The organism is Bradyrhizobium sp. RDI18, from assembly GCF_043203335.1.
Classification (GTDB): Bacteria; Pseudomonadota; Alphaproteobacteria; order Rhizobiales; family Xanthobacteraceae; genus Bradyrhizobium; species Bradyrhizobium retamae.
This window is the reverse complement of record NZ_JBICRN010000006.1, coordinates 559,460-575,986: the sequence shown is the minus strand read 5'-3', so window position 1 is coordinate 575,986 and position 16,527 is coordinate 559,460. Positions and strand designations below refer to the sequence as shown.

The following is a 16,527-nucleotide window of genomic DNA, read 5'->3' as shown; positions in this document are numbered from 1 at the left end:
CGGCAGCGGGCCCGCCAAGTATCGCAATGTTCTCGCGGCCCTTGTGGGGAAATGCGGTGCAATATCACGCGCGCCCGCCCTTGTTTTATTTCGAACAGGATCAAACGAGCACGTCTGTGGACACGCTCGATGTCGGGTTTGCAACAACGGTCCGGTTACCCGCGCGAACGTGGCTATCTACTTTCAACTGCGCTGATTTTTGCGCTTACGCCGCGGCTGGCACGGTCGTTGCAAAACTCTTGGCTGAGAGCCGCCGTCGCAACAGGAAACCTTTGAAGGATATCAGCATGAGTCTAGCCCCGACCCAGAGCATCGCAGAAATCAAAGCCCGCAACAAAGAGCTGATTCAGGAGGTGCTGAAGGTCTATCCGGAGAAGACCGCAAAACGGCGCGCCAAGCACCTCAATGTTCACGAGGTCGGCAAGTCGGACTGCGGAGTCAAGTCCAACCTCAAATCCATCCCCGGCGTGATGACGATCCGCGGTTGTGCCTACGCGGGCTCCAAAGGTGTGGTCTGGGGACCGATCAAGGACATGATCCATATCAGCCATGGTCCGGTCGGCTGTGGACAATACTCGTGGGGCTCGCGGCGTAACTATTACGTCGGCACGACAGGCATCGATAGTTTCGTGACCTTGCAGTTCACCTCCGACTTCCAGGAAAAGGATATCGTGTTCGGCGGCGACAAGAAGCTCGTCAAAGTCATTGACGAGATCCAGGAGCTGTTCCCGCTCAACAACGGCATCACCATCCAATCGGAATGCCCGATCGGCCTGATCGGCGACGACATCGAGGCGGTCTCCAGGGCGAAGTCGAAGGAATATGGGGGCAAGACCATCGTGCCGGTCCGCTGCGAGGGTTTCCGCGGCGTGTCACAGTCGCTCGGTCACCATATTGCCAACGACGCGGTGCGCGATTGGGTGTTCGACAAGGTCATGCCCGAGAGCAAGCCGATGTTCGAGCCGACGCCCTATGATGTCGCGATAATCGGCGACTACAATATCGGCGGCGACGCGTGGTCATCCCGAACCTCCTGCTGGAGGAAATGGGCCTGCGCGTTATCGCGCAGTGGTCCGGCGACGGTTCCCTGGCCGAGCTCGAGGCAACGCCGAAGGCGAAGCTTAACGTGCTGCATTGCTACCGCTCGATGAACTACATCTCGCGGCACATGGAGGAGAAGTTTGGCATTCCCTGGTGCGAATACAACTTCTTCGGGCCCGCTAAGATCGTGGAGTCGCTGCGCAAGATCGCCGGCTATTTCGACGACAAGATCAAGGAGGGTGCCGAGCGGGTGATTGCAAAATATCAGCCGCTGGTGGACGCGGTGATCGCTAAGTATCGCCCGCGCCTGGAAGGCAAGAGCGTGATGCTGTTCGTTGGCGGGCTACGTCCGCGCCACGTGATCGGCGCCTATGAAGATCTCGGCATGGAGGTCGTCGGCACCGGCTACGAGTTCGGCCACAATGATGACTACCAACGCACCGCCCAGCACTACGTCAAGGATGGCACGTTGATCTACGACGACGTTACCGGCTACGAGTTCGAACGCTTCGTCGAGAAGGTCCAGCCTGACCTGGTCGGCTCGGGCATCAAGGAAAAATATGTCTTCCAGAAGATGGGCGTGCCGTTCCGCCAAATGCACTCCTGGGACTATTCGGGTCCGTATCATGGCTATGATGGATTTGCGATCTTCGCGCGCGACATGGACATGGCCATCAACTCACCGATCTGGAAGAAGACCAAGGCGCCGTGGAAGGACGTCCCGAAGCCGAAGCTGTTGGCTGCCGAATAACTCGAGGGGCCCGGCTCTCTACTGAGAGCCGGAGCCGACATTAATCACGATTTTCGAAGGGATCCTACCAATGGCGCAGAGTGCAGAACACGTGCTCGATCATTTCGAGCTGTTCCGCGGTCCGGAATACCAGCAGATGCTGGCCAACAAGAAGAAGATGTTCGAGAATCCCCGCGATGCCGCGGAGGTCGAACGCATCAGGGAATGGGCGAAGACGCCCGAATATCGCGAAAAGAATTTTGCGCGGGAAGCGCTGACGGTAAACCCAGCCAAGGCCTGCCAGCCACTGGGCGCGGTGTTCGCCTCGGTTGGCTTCGAGGCCACGCTGCCCTTCGTGCACGGCTCCCAAGGCTGCGTGGCCTATTACCGCAGCCATCTGTCGCGGCACTTCAAGGAGCCAAGCTCCTGCGTCTCCTCGTCGATGACGGAGGACGCTGCGGTATTCGGCGGGCTGAACAACATGATCGATGGGCTCGCCAACAGCTATAATATGTATAAGCCCAAGATGATCGCGGTCTCCACCACCTGTATGGCGGAGGTGATCGGAGATGACCTCAATGCCTTTATCAAAACGTCCAAGGAAAAAGGCTCGGTGCCAGCTGATTTCGATGTGCCGTTTGCGCACACGCCAGCCTTCGTGGGCAGCCACGTCACCGGGTACGACAATGCGCTCAAGGGCATCCTCGAGCATTTCTGGGACGGCAAGGCGGGGACAGCCGCGAAACTCGAGCGCGCGCCCAACAAGAAGATCAACCTCATCGGCGGCTTTGACGGCTACACCGTCGGCAACATCCGCGAGATCAAGCGCATCTTCGAATTGATGGGCATCCAGTACACCATTCTTGCCGATAATTCCGATGTGTTCGATACACCGACCGACGGCGAGTTCCGGATGTATGACGGCGGCACGACTCTGGAAGACGCCGCGAACGCGGTTCACGCTAAGGCAACGATCTCCATGCAGCAGTGGTGCACGGAAAAGACGCTGCCGTTCATCGCCGACCATGGCCAGGAGGTCGTGGCGTTCAATTATCCGGTGGGCGTGTCCGCAACGGATGAGTTTCTCATGGCGCTGTCGCGCATCAGTGGCAAGGACATTCCGGAGGGACTGGCACGAGAACGCGGCCGCTTGGTCGACGCGATGGCCGACTCCAGCGCGCATGTCCACGGCAAGAAATTCGCGATCTATGGCGATCCAGACCTCTGCTATGGGTTGGCTGCCTTCCTGCTCGAGCTTGGCGCCGAGCCGATCCATGTGCTGTCCACGAACGGCAACAAGGCCTGGGAGAAGAAAATGCAGGCGTTGTTTGGGAGCTCGCCGTTTGGGCAGAACTGCCATGCCTATCCGGCGCGAGACCTCTGGCATATGCGCTCGCTCTTGTTCACCGAGCCTGTCGACTTCCTGATTGGTAACACCTATGGCAAGTATCTGGAGCGCGACACGGGTACGCCGCTGATCCGGATCGGTTTCCCAATCTTCGATCGGCATCACCATCACCGCTCTCCGGTGTGGGGCTATCAGGGGGGCATGAACGTGCTGGTGAAGATTCTCGACAAGATCTTCGACGAGATCGACAAGAAGACCAACATTGCCGGCAAAACCGACTATAGCTTCGACATCATTCGTTGATAACGAACGGCGCGCGCCATCGCCGGCAAACGTCGGCGATGGCCTAAGCGCACGATGGACTGATCTTCGCGAACAAGCTCGGTTGAGAGGAGAGACGGATGAGTTCGCTATCGGCCACGATCCAGGAGATGTTCAACGAGCCGGGCTGCGCTAAGAACGCCAACAAGTCGGATGCCGAGCGCAAGAAGGGCTGCACCAAGCAGCTGCAGCCGGGCGGCGCCGCAGGCGGCTGCGCCTTCGACGGCGCCAAAATTGCGCTGCAGCCTTTTACCGACGTCGCCCATCTGGTGCACGGTCCGATCGCCTGCGAGGGTAATTCCTGGGACAACCGCGGTGCGGCTTCGTCTGGCGCCAGCATCTGGCGGACCGGCTTCACCACTGACATGAACGAAACCGATATAGTATTTGGGGGCGAGAAGCGTCTCTACAAGGCAATCAAAGAGATCATCAACAAGTACAGCCCGTCGGCCATCTTCGTCTATCAGACCTGCGTTCCCGCCATGATCGGCGACGACATCAATGCGGTTTGCAAGGCGGCTTCGCAAAAACTCGGCAAGCCGGTCATTCCCGTAAATTCGCCGGGCTTCGTCGGCCCCAAGAACCTAGGCAACAAGCTCGCCGGCGAGGCCTTGCTCGAGCACGTCATCGGCACGCAAGAGCCGGACTACACCACGCCCTACGACATCAACCTGATTGGCGAATACAACCTCTCCGGCGAGCTTTGGCAGGTCAAGCCGCTGCTTGACGAGCTCGGTATCCGCATCCTCTCCTGCATCTCGGGGGACGGCAAATATCGCGAAGTCGCCTCTTCGCACCGGGCGCGCGCTGCCATGATGGTATGTTCGAAGGCGATGATCAATGTCGCGCGCAAGATGGAGGAGCGTTACGGCATCCCGTTTTTCGAAGGGTCGTTCTATGGCATCCAGGATTCCAGCGATTCGCTGCGCCAGATTGCCCGGCTGTTGGTCGAGCGCGGAGCGCCTTCCGAACTGATCGAGCGCACCGAGGCGGTGATCGCGCGCGAGGAGGCGCGCGCCTGGGCCGCGATCGAACGGTACAAGCCGCGGTTTGCGGGTAAGAGGGCACTTCTGATCACCGGCGGCGTCAAGTCCTGGTCCGTGGTGGCGGCGCTGCAGGAGGCAGGGCTCGAGCTGGTCGGCACCAGCATCAAAAAATCCACCAAGCAGGACAAGGAGCGCATCAAGGAGCTGATGGGGCAGGATGCCCACATGATCGAGGACATGACGCCGCGCGAGATATACAAAATGCTCAAGGACGCGAAAGCGGATATCATGCTCTCGGGTGGCAAATCGCAGTTCGTTGCGCTGAAAGCGGCGATGCCCTGGCTCGACATCAACCAGGAGCGCTGCCACGCTTATATGGGCTACGTCGGTATGGTGAAGCTGGTCGAGGAGATCGACAAAGCGCTGTTCAACCCGATGTGGGAGCAGCTGCGTCGACCAGTGCCGTGGGAGGAGGTGGCCAAGAATCGGCAGACCAAGGGGATGGCGCAGATGGACACGCAGGCCGCCGAGGTCGCCGCCGATCCGGAGACGACCCGGCGCGCGAAAAAGGTCTGCTTCTGCAAGGAAGTCGATCTCGGAACCATCGAGGACGCAATCCGCTCGCATGGCCTGACCAGCGTCGAGGCAGTCAGACAGCACACCAACGCGTTCGGTGGCTGCTGTAAGAGGCGTATCGAGGACATCCTGGCCACCATGCCGGTCTCCTCGCCGCCTGCCATGCTGCAAGCCGCGGAATAGGACGGCGTCATGGCCATCGTCACCACGCCGAAGAAGGCCTGCGCGGTCAACCCGCTGAAGATGAGTCAGCCGATTGGCGGCGCATTCGCCTTCATGGGCCTGCGTGGGGCGATGCCGCTTCTGCACGGCTCGCAAGGGTGCACATCCTTCGGGCTCACGCTGTTCGTGCGGCATTTCAAGGAGGCGGTGCCGCTGCAGACGACTGCGATGAGCGAAGTGGCGACCGTGCTCGGCGGTTATGATAATGTCGAGCAGGCTATCCTCAACATATACAATCGTGCCAAGCCGGAGATCATCGGGATCTGTTCGACCGGAGTGACCGAAACCAATGGCGATGACGTCGACGGCTACATCAAGCTGATCCGCGAGCAGCATCCGCAGCTTGCCAAATTTCCTCTTGTCTTTGTCTCCACGCCCGATTTCAAGGACGCCTTCCAGGACGGGTGGGGAAAGACAGTGGCATGCATGGTCGAGGTACTGGTGGAGGCGCCGGCGGTCGGGGCGGAGCGTGATCCCGCGCGGGTGAATGTCCTCCCCGGATGTCACCTGACGCCGGGTGACCTCGACGAACTTAGGACGATCCTGGAGGATTTCGGCCTGAAGCCATCCTTCCTGCCTGATCTCGCGGGATCGCTGGACGGGCATATCCCGGACGAGTTTACGCCAACGACCATTGGTGGCATCGGGGTTGACGAAGTCGCGGGCATGGGCCGGTCCAGCTGGACCATTGCCATCGGTGCGCAGATGCGGCGGGCGGCAGAAGCCATGCAGGCCAAGTCTGGGGTGCCGTTTCGCTTGTTCGAGCGGCTGTGCGGCCTCATCCCCAACGATGAATTCATCGCTTTCCTGAGCGACATCAGTGGCCGCCCTGTGCCAGCAAAATATCGGCGCCAGCGCGGCCAGCTCAGCGATGCGATGCTGGACGCGCATTTCCATGTCGGCGGCCGCAAGCTCGCGATCGGTGCCGAGCCTGACCTCCTGTTCGACCTGTCCAGCATGCTTCACGAGATGGGCGCGCAGGTGACGGCGGCCGTGACGACCACGCAGTCGCCGGTGCTGGAGCGGATCGGGACCAAGGAGGTGCTGATCGGCGATCTCGAGGATCTGGAAGAGCTTGCTAGGACGAGGAATTGCGATCTGCTGATTACGCATTCGCATGGCCGCCAAGCGGCGGCGCGGTTGAAGATTCCGTTTTATCGCGCGGGATTTCCGATGTTCGATCGGATCGGCGCGGGACACCAGCTATCCGTCGGCTATCGCGGCACGCGCGATGTGATCTTCAATATCGCCAATCTCGTGATCGCCGACCGCGAGGAAAATCATCAGCCGACGCCCGATTGCTGGCGGACCTCGAGACGGCCCTTAAAGCCCGGCCGCCGTAGCTTCATCGACGCAACAGAGGGGTCGATTGCATGAAGGTCGCATTCGCTACCCAAGACTTGAGGCGCGTCGATGCGCATTTTGGCTGGGCCAAGTACATCGCGATCTATGATGTTGGGCCGGGCGGGCACGTATTTCTGAAGGCGGTTCAGTTCTACGGCGATCTCAAGGAAGACGGCAACGAGGACAAGCTCGCGCCCAAGATCGAGGCAATCAAGGATTGCGCCATTCTCTATGTCGCTGCGATCGGCGGCTCCGGTGCCGCGCGGGTAGTGGCGAACAATATACATCCCATCAAGGTGAACAAGCCCGAGAACATCCTGGTGCTGGTCGAGAAGCTTCAGCACGTGCTGAAGGGTACGCCGCCACCCTGGCTGCGCAAGGCGCTGGCAAAGGACCAGGAGCGCACGCTCGATTTCGAAGAATGAGGACGACATGACTGAAGCCGCGGATATCGTGCAAACCGATCGCGCGCTCGATGCGCCATTCGTGAGGGAACTGATCAAGATCTGGCGCGCCCAGGACGTCCATGGCGCCTGGGACGGCAAGAGCGATCTCGATCTCCTCGAACCCTATATTCTGGACAAGGAGAAACGGCGCGCGCTGCCGATCGTCGGCGATCCCGATCCGGATACGGTCTGGCGGCTGGAGCTGTTCTTCAATGCGGTCGCGCTCTCGATCGAGAAGACGACCGGTGTGATGATCCAGCCGATGCTGAAGATGCACCACGAAGGCTTTGGCCGCATGGTGCTGATCGGCGGCCGGCTGATCGTGGTGAACAAGCAGCTGCGCGATGTGCATCGCTTCGGCTTCGACAATCTCGCAAAGCTCGCCGCCGAGGGTGACAAATACGTCGAAGGCGGCATCGAGATGACCCGGAAGTTTCCCGACGTGGCCGAGTATTGAGAGCAGCTCATGAGCGACCTTGAAATGCTGAAAGCGGAAATAAGAAAGCTGTCGGTCAAGGCGACGAAGGCCAAGATGGATCTGCACGATTTGTCGGAGGAACTTCCCGTCAACTGGACCTCGATCATGGCGGTGGCGCAGAAGGCGCACGATGTCTTTGCCGAACTCGAGCGCAAGCGCGAGGATCTCAAGGCGCTGGAAAAGGCCTAAAAGGGTATCCGATCATGTCATTTGCAACGCGCGACGGCCGCGACTGGACGCCGAACTACCTGATCTCAATTGATCCCAAGAAGTGCATCGGTTGTGGCCGCTGTTTCAAGGTCTGCGGTCGCGACGTCATGACGTTGAAGGGGATCAATGAGGAGGGCGATCTTGTCGATCTCGACGATGACGAAGACGGTGAGATCGAAAAGAAGATTATGGTGATGAATGACCAGGGCGCTTGTATCGGCTGCGGCGCCTGCGCCCGGGTTTGTCCGACCAACTGCCAGACCCACCAGCCCGCCGCAACGGAAGCCGCTTGACACCGCCTCTGTCCGCCTTTCCCGCAGGCGAGCGGGAGTTGGACGGCGAAGCCTCGCTGAAGGGACTCTCCATGTGCTGCGCTCGGGGATAGAGCCCTTCGCGCCGACCGGCGCAAAGGACTTGGTTGATTAGTGGTCGAAGCGGGCGGCCGTCGTCTGCAAGATGCGTGACAAAGTAGTCCGCCCTGACAGCAGCATGAAGGGCCGGTCGACGGACGGTAGTTCAAATCCTGCTCCCATCGAAATGAGATCGGCCGGAGCCAGCGCGTCGTTCATAGGATGGGACGCTATGCGCCGCGACAGCATCACAAAATGGTTGGCATTGCAGGGCCCTGCCGCGGATGGGCGTCGTAATAGTCCCGGCTCCGGCAAGCTGGCCTTCGGGAATGTTCGGTGACCTTCACCAGTGACTGCTCCCGCGAAGTCGGTCATCCTGCTCGGCCATTCCCACCAGCTTGCTGGCTCCGAGTCGCCGTCCCCGGGTAGAATCATGCGTCGTCGGCCGCAAGCATCTGAATTCTGCGAAAATGCCGGTTCGGATGGTTCATAATGTCTGCTGCCACTATGGGATCGGATGTTGGCAATCCTCAATAACTTCATTCCGCTGTCGCGAACGAGTTCGTTAGGCGCGTGACCACCTCGAGCAGACGTTCGGGCTCCTTGAAGAACTCAACCGGCCCGTACGCGTGGACGGCGATGTAATTCCATGTCGGCACCACCTTCCCGGTTTCTTGCTTGGTGGCGTACCATGAGGGTGTCACGTAGGCTTCCGGACCCATGAAGATCGCCAGAGCTTCGCCGGTCGGAGCCGAACGCCATTGTGGATTGGCCTTCGCCAAGTGCCCGTACAGCACTCCGTGCTCTCCTTCGGTCTCATCGAGGAAGAGCGGCAAGGGTGTCGCAATCGGTCCGTCCGCGGTGGCCGTGACCAGGTTGGCGAGGCCGGCGGAGCAAATGGTCGCGCGGATGCTTTCGACCTCGTCATCTCTAAAGGCGGGGGGCACATACATGGCGGTTCTCCGTTCTCGTTCTGAGATAGACCGAGCCTGGTACAGTTAGAACTGCCAGTTATCACTGATTTTGATGGTCCAGTTGGAGGGGCAAGCGACTAGGACAATCGCCGCGAACGAAGCTGATCGACCGCTTGAGCCAGAAGCTGACAGCCGCGCTCGATCTGGCGCGCCTCCAGTGCGGCGTAACCCATGACAAGCCCGATAACGTCCGGCTGATGCCGGCGGCCAGGATGACGATGATTGAAGAGGGGGCGACCGGATAGATGCCCACGCCCTTGACGCGAGCAGCCTCGATCAACGCTGCTTCGGACGTTTACGTAGGCGTCGAACTTCCTTGCCCAGGCGAGCAACTGGTGCCGACGCGCGATCGGCATGACGCCGCCCAGCGGAAATTGATGCGACGGCGTTACGTACGCGAGCCGCGCTTGGACGTTTGCAAGCCGCTCCGTGTCCAGTCCGTCGACGTCGACCGGAATCGGCACCGCGGCAGCCCCGGTGGCCGAGAAGACGTGCCTTGCCATCAGGTAGCCAGGGTCTTCCATGACGAACCGATCGCCGGAGTTGAGCAGCAGTCGCGCACACAAGTCGAGCCTTTGCTGCGAACCGTTCACGATGATGATTTGATCGACTTCGCATCGCACGGTCCTCGAACGCCAGAGATAGGCCTGCAGCGCCATCCGCAGCCGCCGAGAGCCGCAAGGATCGTTGTAGGCCAATCTCGCGGGCCGCCGTGGCATTGCAGCGACCGCGGCTCTTTTCCACGCGAGCACGGGGAAATCCGAAGGTGAGAGGTCACCATACCGAAAATTTGCGAGGAGGTTGCGAGGTTGCTCCTCCGAGCGCGGCGCGACCTGTCTCAACGCTCGCCGTAGCCCGACAGTTGCACCTTCCGTGACGACGGCCGCGACGTCGTGCGCACGCGCCCCCTCTCGACAACAGCTTGTGAAACGCGCGGCCGTGCGCCATGGCGGATCTCGATGAAGCCTTCCGCCGCGAGTTGCTCATACGCGATCGTCACCGTACCGCGTGATACGCCGAGTTCGCCGGCGAGGGCGCGGGACGACGGCAGCAGGCCATCGGCGCGGTACACGCGCCGCAGGATCTGATCCCTAAGCGCTTCGTAGATCTGACGCGCTCCCATTCGCGGGGTGCGGTGCCCAGGGGGCGTCTTCATCTGGGCCATCAAAAGTTCGCATAACTAGGCTTGCTTGATAAGCCTCTCTCTAGCTATTCGGGTTGAATGCCAAGCTGTTCTGAGGAGTTAGCGGCGCAGGCACCCAGGGGGCGCTATTCCGCCCGGTGCCGCAGAATCCAATCCAGCAGGTCTTCGCTTCGGCGACCACTTCGTGCGTGCTGGTCAACGGCGGCCGGTGCGGACGCAAGCGCCATACGGCGCAAATGCAGTTTTCCTCCGGCAGCAACCGTAATCTTTCTGCTAGTGCACTTTCAATGAACTCAGGCGCTGCATAGCCGCAGTTTTTACCGAATTATGGATTGCCTCGGGAAAGCCCTTTGGCAGCTCGCTTTCGATTCTGCCGAGCGCAGCTTCAGCGGTAGAGGCGACACGTTCGATTGATTCCTGAACGAGCTTTTTCGGTACGCCCGCCGCTTCGCCTGTCTGCAAGAAATGCCGGCCGTCTACTTCGGCAATCCTGTAGTGATTGTTTGTCCCTACCGACATTGCGAGCTTCATCTGCTTGCGCTGAATCTGACCGGTGTCCAGACTCGGCTGTGCCGTGAGCACGTCGTAAAGCGGTGTCAGATGGTAGCGGCCGCCGGGCGTGATGAAGATGCTGAAATTCTTCGCATGGCCATCGGTTGCGCCAATCAGCCAAAAGAAGATTTGCGCTCTGAGCAGCGTCGCCTGATCATCAGCGGGCGTGTCGCTGCCTTTGAGCAGATCAAGAAGCTTCACCATGCCGGGACCGCCATCGCTCTGGTATTTGCGCGTCGGCGGGACCGACAGGGCCTGACAGCAGTCCTCCTGCGGCAGGCGGAGCAGGCGGCCATCCTTCGTCCACCGCCGGTCGAAGCGCTCGATGACGAGCGCCGTGGTCTTACCGAAAGTCGCAATCTCGGCATGGTTCACCGGCACGCCGGAGGCGGCAGCAAGTCTCAGGCAGTAGTATTCATTCTCGACGCTGTTCGAAAGGTCGATGCCGTTGGGCAGCTCCCCGATCTGCGTCTTGAAAATATGGGTCGTCGGCGTGGTGCCGTGCGGCTTGAGCCACTTGCCGCCGTGCCGCAGCAGCGCCGTTTTCTCCTGCGCTCCTGCCACGGAAATCCGGAAATGATCGTCGCGCGTAAGCCCGAGCGGAGTCTGGGCAAGCCCGTTGAGGAGCTTTTCAATCGCTTCGTCATCGACGGCATCGCCGGCGATGGTGCGACCATCGCCATGATGATCATCATCGTCGGCGACGAATTGCAGGGCACCGACGCAGTCCCTGCCGATAGCAGCGAGCAGGCTGTAGGCGTCGGTCCCGGCGGCGCCGACCCTTTGCGCTACCCGGCGACGGAGCGCGTCGGAGTCGGGGAGCAGATTGTCGAAGACGGCCGTGATGGCTGCGCCGCGGAAGGCATCCTCCCGCAGCGGCAGCGAGAGCGAGACGGGCAGGGCATGTTCCCATCCGAGCCAGTCAGCCTCATACCGGAATTCAATAGCGCCAGTCGCCGCCTTGCTCAGGCGGCCGACGAGGCGGTTGTTGAGGAGCACGCGCAGCGGCTCATGGCGGCGACGCCGGGGCATCAGAAAATGTCCTCAAGGTCGGCGGCTGCGCCTTTGGTGCGAGGGACGATCCGGAACTCAAGGTCCAGGGCCGCGAGTACCGCAAGGATGGTGTCGAGCTTGGCTGCCGGATGGCCAGTTTCGATGAGCGAGATTGTCTCCTGGCGCAGGCCCGCGCGCACGCCGACCTGCGACTGGCTGAGCCCCCGTTTCTTACGGGTGCGGCGGATCAGGTTGCCGATCTGGTTCGGTGTGCGGGCAAGGTCGGTCATTTGTTACTCCGACCTAAGTATGTGCTAAATCCGATAAAAGCGCAATATAGCAAATGGCGCATAAATTGAAATTATGCGTCGAACTGCATAAAACACGTTTATCGGAATTAAGGCTATGACTTCCCTTACAGCAATCGCGTTACGCTCGGTATTCGCGACACGGAACCCGCAGGGGAAAGGAAGCAAAGCTGGATGCCGCGGAAGGGGAAACGGCGAAAGAAGCGGGCTGGGGGCCAAGGAGTTCCGCAAGCCGGCGGAGTTACGAAGAAGACCAGCGGGCTCGAATAGCCTTAAGCGCAGCGGCTTTTCGCTGAAGGCCGCCTAGAAGGCCCCGCTGGCCGGGCGATATCAATTATCGGCCTTGGCGAGCTGGTTTGGATCTCTGGGGCGTTTCGGGCGGTCCATTACATTAATATAGGACCGATTTCGGCAATTTCGAGTCAGCTGGCTATTTTGTTGGAACTCATGAACTGTGTTGACGTTGTGTACACACATGCAATATAGAAGGCGATGAAAGTTGCGAAATTAAAAGTTGATGTTGTTAGACCGTGGGAGAGTTCGCAATGGAACACGCAGCAGTGTTAGAGCGTCCGAGGGCGCGTACAAAGACGCGGCGCGTCCGAAGCGAAACCAATATACATATCCGCGCGACTGTCCAAGTTAAGCATCTAATCGATACTGCGGCTGTGGCCGTTGGTAAATCGCTCAGTGAGTTCATGCTTGATAGCGCGCGTCAGCATGCGATCGATGTTCTATTGGACCAAAGGCTGTTCGTCCTTGAGCCAGAGAAGCACGACGCTTTTATAGCCGCCTTGGATAACCCGCCTCCCGCAGGCGCAAAGCTCAAGGCACTAATGAAGCGTAAGCCGCTTTGGCAGAAGTAATAGAGCATCCCGGGAAGCGTGGGGGTTTGATAGCTTCCACGCTCCTGAAGCCTACGCACGACTTCAGCCGCTTTCACAGCGGCAATGAAGCGTTGGACGATTGGTTGAAGAATCGTGCTCTTGATAGCGAGGGCAAGACCGCGCGCACTTATGTGATGTGCGAAGATAACGTGGTCATTGGATACTATTGTATAGCCTCGGGGAGTGTTGAGCGGGCGGCGATCCCCAAGCCAATTAAGCGACATGGGCTGCCGAACCAGGTCCCCGTCGCTATTATCGGGCGCTTAGCCCGGGATCTTCCCTATAAGGGGAAGGGCATTGGATTGGACCTCCTCCAACACGCGCTCCATCAGATTGTGCACGCCTCGGAAACGATAGGAATTCGCGCAATCCTCGTGCATGCCATCGACGATAAAGCAGCAGCCTTTTGGAAAGGGGCCGAATTCATTGAAAGCCCCATCGGTTCAAGAACTTTCTATCTTCCGATAGAAACGATAATCGACGCGCTGCCCTAACAATTTACCACATTCACCAAGTGCCGAGATTATTCAAGAACATACTATGAACATAACGTCTTGGGTTGCGCCTTTCCCGCGATACGTCTCAAGTGGAAATATTCTCTCGGCAGGTCATGAGTTTGAGACCGGCTTGATCCATCCTCCGGGATGAAGGCGGTCCAGGGAGCAACATCCATTGTCCTTGTTCCGCCATTTGCACGACGACGCGTTCCTGGTGTTTTCGAGGGACCACAAGCACCTTTACGCGGCCTGCCTGCTGGATCTGCACGAACGCTTCTTCACGGGGGCCCCGGCATTCCCGACGCCGCGGCGGGTCGTGCACGCCATCTACGATGTCATGCGCGCCAATCCTTCGCTGTGGAACGAGGGCGACAATTTCGGCGGGCTGCCGGACGTGATCTCGGCGGGCCGCCGCCGGATCCGTAAAGCCGACCTCGCTTTCGCATCCGAGAAAGGCGACAAGGCGCTCGGCTTGGCCCGACAACTCTACTAGCGCCTGGTCGATTGGGGCTGGCTCGAGGAAGAGGAATACGGCCTGCGGGTCACCGTCGACATGGCGATGGGACCCTTGCTGGTGATCCAGCGACTGGCGAGCCTGAACAAGGACCTCTCCCAAAGATTCGGCGGCCTGATCGTCCAGATCTGTCTGAACCTCGAGGCGGTGGAGAAGCTCACGCCCGAGGTGACCGATCGCAAGCAGCGCGAAGCCGCGCTCGCGGTGCGTGAGGCGCGCAACCAGGCCGACCAGTTCACCAAGAGCCTTCGGGCGATCCTCGCCGACCTCAAGCGGATCAGGCGGACGGTCATGGAGTCGAAGACGGTCGGTACCCGCCTGGAGGCTTTCTTCGAGGAGTTCGTCGATCAGCTCCTGCTGAAGGACTTCCAGTCCATCCTGACGGTGAACCATCCCTACCGTTTCCGCGACGCCATCGTCGACCTGGCGCGCAGAATCTCCTACACCCGGACACGATGCAGGTGCTCGCAGAGGAATACGCGGCGGCCAGCATGGCGTCAGATGTCGAAGACGGCCATACGGCCGCCGCCGACGACCTGCTGGCGATCGAGAACATCTTCGAGCAGATCGGCGAGATGTTCGAGCGTATCGAAACGTTCCGGCGACAACTCGAAGCGCGCGTTCGTAATACCATCAAGTACGCCGAGCGCGGCGCACAAGGTCTGGTCGGCCGCGCCGGCGACCTGGTCCGCCGCCTCGACGCCCTGCTGCGGGACGGACGCCACGACCAGGCGACCGTTGAATGGAGCGTCGAGCCGCTGGCCTCCCCTGGTCGGAGCACCATCAGGCGCCGACCCGACAGCCCCGCCGGCCCGTCGAAGCAAGGGAGCTCTCGGCGCCACCATCCGACCCGCTCTACGAACTGCGGAAGCAACTCCGGCTCGAGTACATCGCGCGCATCGCGCCTCGTCCGGAGGACGTCCGCACGTTCCTCGAAGGGCAGGTCCCACCGTTCGGGACTAAGGAAGCGCGTTTCGTCGAAATCGAGACGGTCGACGACTTCCTCGCGTTCGACTCCGCCCGGCGGTACGCCCTGACGGGCGATGTGCCACCGCAGGTCGCCGGCAGCTTCGATCTGCAGCCATCGCCCGATACTCCGCCGCACGACAGCGAATGGCTCAGATGCGCCAATTTCGTGATCCGTCGCGGCGGCCTCCGCAAGGGAGTAGCGCATGCTTAGCGAATTCGAGAACATCGAGCGCTCGGCAGGCGCCGACAAGGCAGCCGATCTGCGCAAAGCGCTGCACTTCCTGCTGCGCCGCCAGTTCGTGTTCGCAGGCGACCCCCGGACCGGCATCGTCTACAATACGATCATGGACGGGCGCTTCCGCGACGCGGTCGACGGCTTTTTCGACACCTGCGGCTACCGCCTCCATCGCGATCCGGAAGCCCAATGGGCCGGCATCGTCGCCATGGACGACGACGTGCCGCTGCCGCGGATGAAATTGGACGAAACCATCGTGATGCTCGTCCTCGCCGCCTATTGGCAGCAGGAGATCAACGCGGGCGCGATGGAAGACCGGGCGGTCGTCGTCACCACCCTCAACGACCTGTTCGATCGCTATCGGGAGATGGTGCAGCCCAACGGGGGCAGCGCCTTCTCAAGTCAGCGCTTCCGCGACATTCTCAAGGAGGCCGCTCAGCGCAGCTTGGTCGAGATCGGAGACTTCGACAACGAGCAGCAGGACTGCGAGGTCCGGATCCGGCCGATGATCAAGCTCATCAGCGGCGGCGACGCCCTGCAGAGGCTCGAGCGCTACGTCCGCAGCGAGGAGGCCCGCTTTCCGCGGGACGCCGGAGACGAGGCATGATGGAATTGCGGCACCTTGCCTTGGTGAACTGGCACCTGTTCGACGTTGCCGACATCGCGGTCGCCGGCCACATCGGCGTGCTGGGCGAGAACAGGTCGGGCAAGTCGACCATCCTGGACATGGCCCAGGTCGTTCTCACCGGCGGCAACCGGCGCTTCCTGCGCCTGAACGCGGTGGCGGGCGATAGCGGAAAGTCCCGCAGCGGATCCAAGCGCAGCGTCGTCGACTACTGCCTCGGTACGCTCGGCGAAGACCAGCGCCGGCGGGACGAGGCCCGCACCTACATCGCGCTCGGATTCGAGGATACCGAGCGCGAGCGGCCGTCGGTTACGATCGGCATGGCTCTCGAGGCGCGGAAGTCCGACAGCAAGGAGACGGTCCTCGCGCTCTTCGTCGCCGTCGGCACGGTCTTGACGGCCAAGGACTTCATCGAGCGCAAAGGGGCGCAGCAGTTCCCCGCGCAATGGGAGGACGTCCGCGCCCGGATCGTCGCGGCGGTGGGCGAGCAGAATTTCGTCAATCACCGGGACCGGGCCGGCGACTACGTGCGCGAATACATGCGCCATCTGGTGCCGTACGCGCCCTACGGCGAGCAGAACGCCAGCGGGCTGCAGAAGTCCATCGTGAACGCGATGACCCTCGACCATAACCAGACCGCCACCCAGTTCGTCCGGGACTACATCCTGGAAGACAGTCGGATCGGCATCAAGGAACTGCGCGAGTCGATCCAGACCTACCGCAACATCAGCGAGACAATCCGGAGGATGCGGAGAAGCTCGACGCCCTGAAGGCGCT

Annotated in this window: 15 protein-coding genes and 4 pseudogenes; 15 read left to right on the top strand and 4 right to left on the bottom strand. The window is 60.6% G+C overall.

The genetic code is table 11. The features are described 5' to 3' along the window. The first annotated feature begins 287 nt into the window (after positions 1-287). From nifD to fdxB, 8 genes and pseudogenes are all read left to right on the top strand, one after another. A pseudogene (gene nifD / locus ACFXS9_RS03720) lies at positions 288-1,792 on the top strand (nitrogenase molybdenum-iron protein alpha chain). A gap of 70 nt (positions 1,793-1,862) precedes the next feature. Then, the gene (nifK, locus tag ACFXS9_RS03715) at positions 1,863-3,422 is read left to right on the top strand and encodes a nitrogenase molybdenum-iron protein subunit beta (protein WP_057846609.1); all 1,560 of its coding nucleotides are present in this window, start codon (positions 1,863-1,865) and stop codon (positions 3,420-3,422) included. A 98-nt stretch (positions 3,423-3,520) separates the two neighbouring features. After that, on the top strand, positions 3,521-5,185 hold the full coding sequence (gene nifE / locus ACFXS9_RS03710; RefSeq protein ID WP_057846608.1) for a nitrogenase iron-molybdenum cofactor biosynthesis protein NifE: 1,665 nt from the start codon (positions 3,521-3,523) through the stop codon (positions 5,183-5,185). 9 nt (positions 5,186-5,194) lie between these two features. Then, on the top strand, positions 5,195-6,601 hold the full coding sequence (gene nifN / locus ACFXS9_RS03705; RefSeq protein ID WP_057846607.1) for a nitrogenase iron-molybdenum cofactor biosynthesis protein NifN: 1,407 nt from the start codon (positions 5,195-5,197) through the stop codon (positions 6,599-6,601). After that, on the top strand, positions 6,598-6,993 hold the full coding sequence (nifX, locus tag ACFXS9_RS03700; protein ID WP_057846606.1) for a nitrogen fixation protein NifX: 396 nt from the start codon (positions 6,598-6,600) through the stop codon (positions 6,991-6,993). The genes nifN and nifX overlap by 4 nt, the downstream gene beginning before the upstream one ends. A 7-nt stretch (positions 6,994-7,000) precedes the next feature. Next, positions 7,001-7,471, top strand: coding sequence for a NifX-associated nitrogen fixation protein (locus ACFXS9_RS03695; RefSeq protein ID WP_392685269.1), 471 nt, complete (start codon positions 7,001-7,003; stop codon positions 7,469-7,471). Between the two features lie 9 nt (positions 7,472-7,480). Then, positions 7,481-7,681, top strand: a complete 201-nt coding sequence (locus ACFXS9_RS03690) for a CCE_0567 family metalloprotein (RefSeq protein WP_392685266.1) — start codon at positions 7,481-7,483, stop codon at positions 7,679-7,681. A gap of 14 nt (positions 7,682-7,695) precedes the next feature. Next, positions 7,696-7,995 carry a ferredoxin III, nif-specific gene (gene fdxB, locus ACFXS9_RS03685; RefSeq protein WP_392685263.1) on the top strand — a complete coding sequence of 100 codons (300 nt, stop codon included), beginning with the start codon at positions 7,696-7,698 and terminating at the stop codon, positions 7,993-7,995. Positions 7,996-8,612: 617 nt separating this feature from the next. Here fdxB and ACFXS9_RS03680 read toward each other — a convergent pair. The 4 genes and pseudogenes from ACFXS9_RS03680 to ACFXS9_RS03665 all read right to left on the bottom strand — a co-directional run. Then, positions 8,613-9,005: pseudogene (locus ACFXS9_RS03680) on the bottom strand (FMN-binding negative transcriptional regulator); the annotation flags it as partial. Between the two features lie 317 nt (positions 9,006-9,322). Next, a pseudogene (locus ACFXS9_RS03675) lies at positions 9,323-10,191 on the bottom strand (PLP-dependent aminotransferase family protein); the annotation flags it as partial. Between the two features lie 252 nt (positions 10,192-10,443). Next, on the bottom strand, positions 10,444-11,754 hold the full coding sequence (locus ACFXS9_RS03670) for a type II toxin-antitoxin system HipA family toxin (RefSeq protein ID WP_392685260.1): 1,311 nt from the start codon (positions 11,752-11,754) through the stop codon (positions 10,444-10,446). Next, positions 11,754-12,005, bottom strand: coding sequence for a helix-turn-helix domain-containing protein (locus ACFXS9_RS03665; protein ID WP_392685257.1), 252 nt, complete (start codon positions 12,003-12,005; stop codon positions 11,754-11,756). The genes ACFXS9_RS03670 and ACFXS9_RS03665 overlap by 1 nt, the downstream gene beginning before the upstream one ends. A 563-nt stretch (positions 12,006-12,568) precedes the next feature. Here ACFXS9_RS03665 and ACFXS9_RS03660 point away from each other — a divergent pair. The 7 genes and pseudogenes from ACFXS9_RS03660 to ACFXS9_RS03630 all read left to right on the top strand — a co-directional run bounded on the left by ACFXS9_RS03660 (position 12,569) and on the right by ACFXS9_RS03630 (position 16,520). Further along, positions 12,569-12,889 (top strand): DUF1778 domain-containing protein, encoded by a 321-nt coding sequence (locus tag ACFXS9_RS03660; protein ID WP_057846600.1) that lies wholly within the window; start codon positions 12,569-12,571, stop codon positions 12,887-12,889. After that, entirely contained in the window at positions 12,877-13,404 is a 528-nt protein-coding gene (locus tag ACFXS9_RS03655) for a GNAT family N-acetyltransferase (protein WP_392685253.1), read from the top strand. Before ACFXS9_RS03660 ends, ACFXS9_RS03655 begins: the two co-directional genes overlap by 13 nt. A 178-nt stretch (positions 13,405-13,582) precedes the next feature. Continuing rightward, entirely contained in the window at positions 13,583-13,900 is a 318-nt protein-coding gene (locus tag ACFXS9_RS03650) for a hypothetical protein (RefSeq protein WP_392685250.1), read from the top strand. Positions 13,901-13,960: 60 nt separating this feature from the next. Further along, a pseudogene (locus ACFXS9_RS03645) lies at positions 13,961-14,604 on the top strand (Wadjet anti-phage system protein JetA family protein); the annotation flags it as partial. 59 nt (positions 14,605-14,663) lie between these two features. Then, complete coding sequence (locus tag ACFXS9_RS03640) at positions 14,664-15,101, top strand: Wadjet anti-phage system protein JetA family protein (RefSeq protein WP_392687236.1); 438 nt, start codon at positions 14,664-14,666, stop codon at positions 15,099-15,101. Next, positions 15,094-15,732 carry a DUF4194 domain-containing protein gene (locus tag ACFXS9_RS03635; protein ID WP_392685247.1) on the top strand — a complete coding sequence of 213 codons (639 nt, stop codon included), beginning with the start codon at positions 15,094-15,096 and terminating at the stop codon, positions 15,730-15,732. The genes ACFXS9_RS03640 and ACFXS9_RS03635 overlap by 8 nt, the downstream gene beginning before the upstream one ends. Next, positions 15,729-16,520, top strand: a complete 792-nt coding sequence (locus ACFXS9_RS03630) for an ATP-binding protein (RefSeq protein ID WP_392685244.1) — start codon at positions 15,729-15,731, stop codon at positions 16,518-16,520. The genes ACFXS9_RS03635 and ACFXS9_RS03630 overlap by 4 nt, the downstream gene beginning before the upstream one ends. Positions 16,521-16,527: the final 7 nt, after the last annotated feature.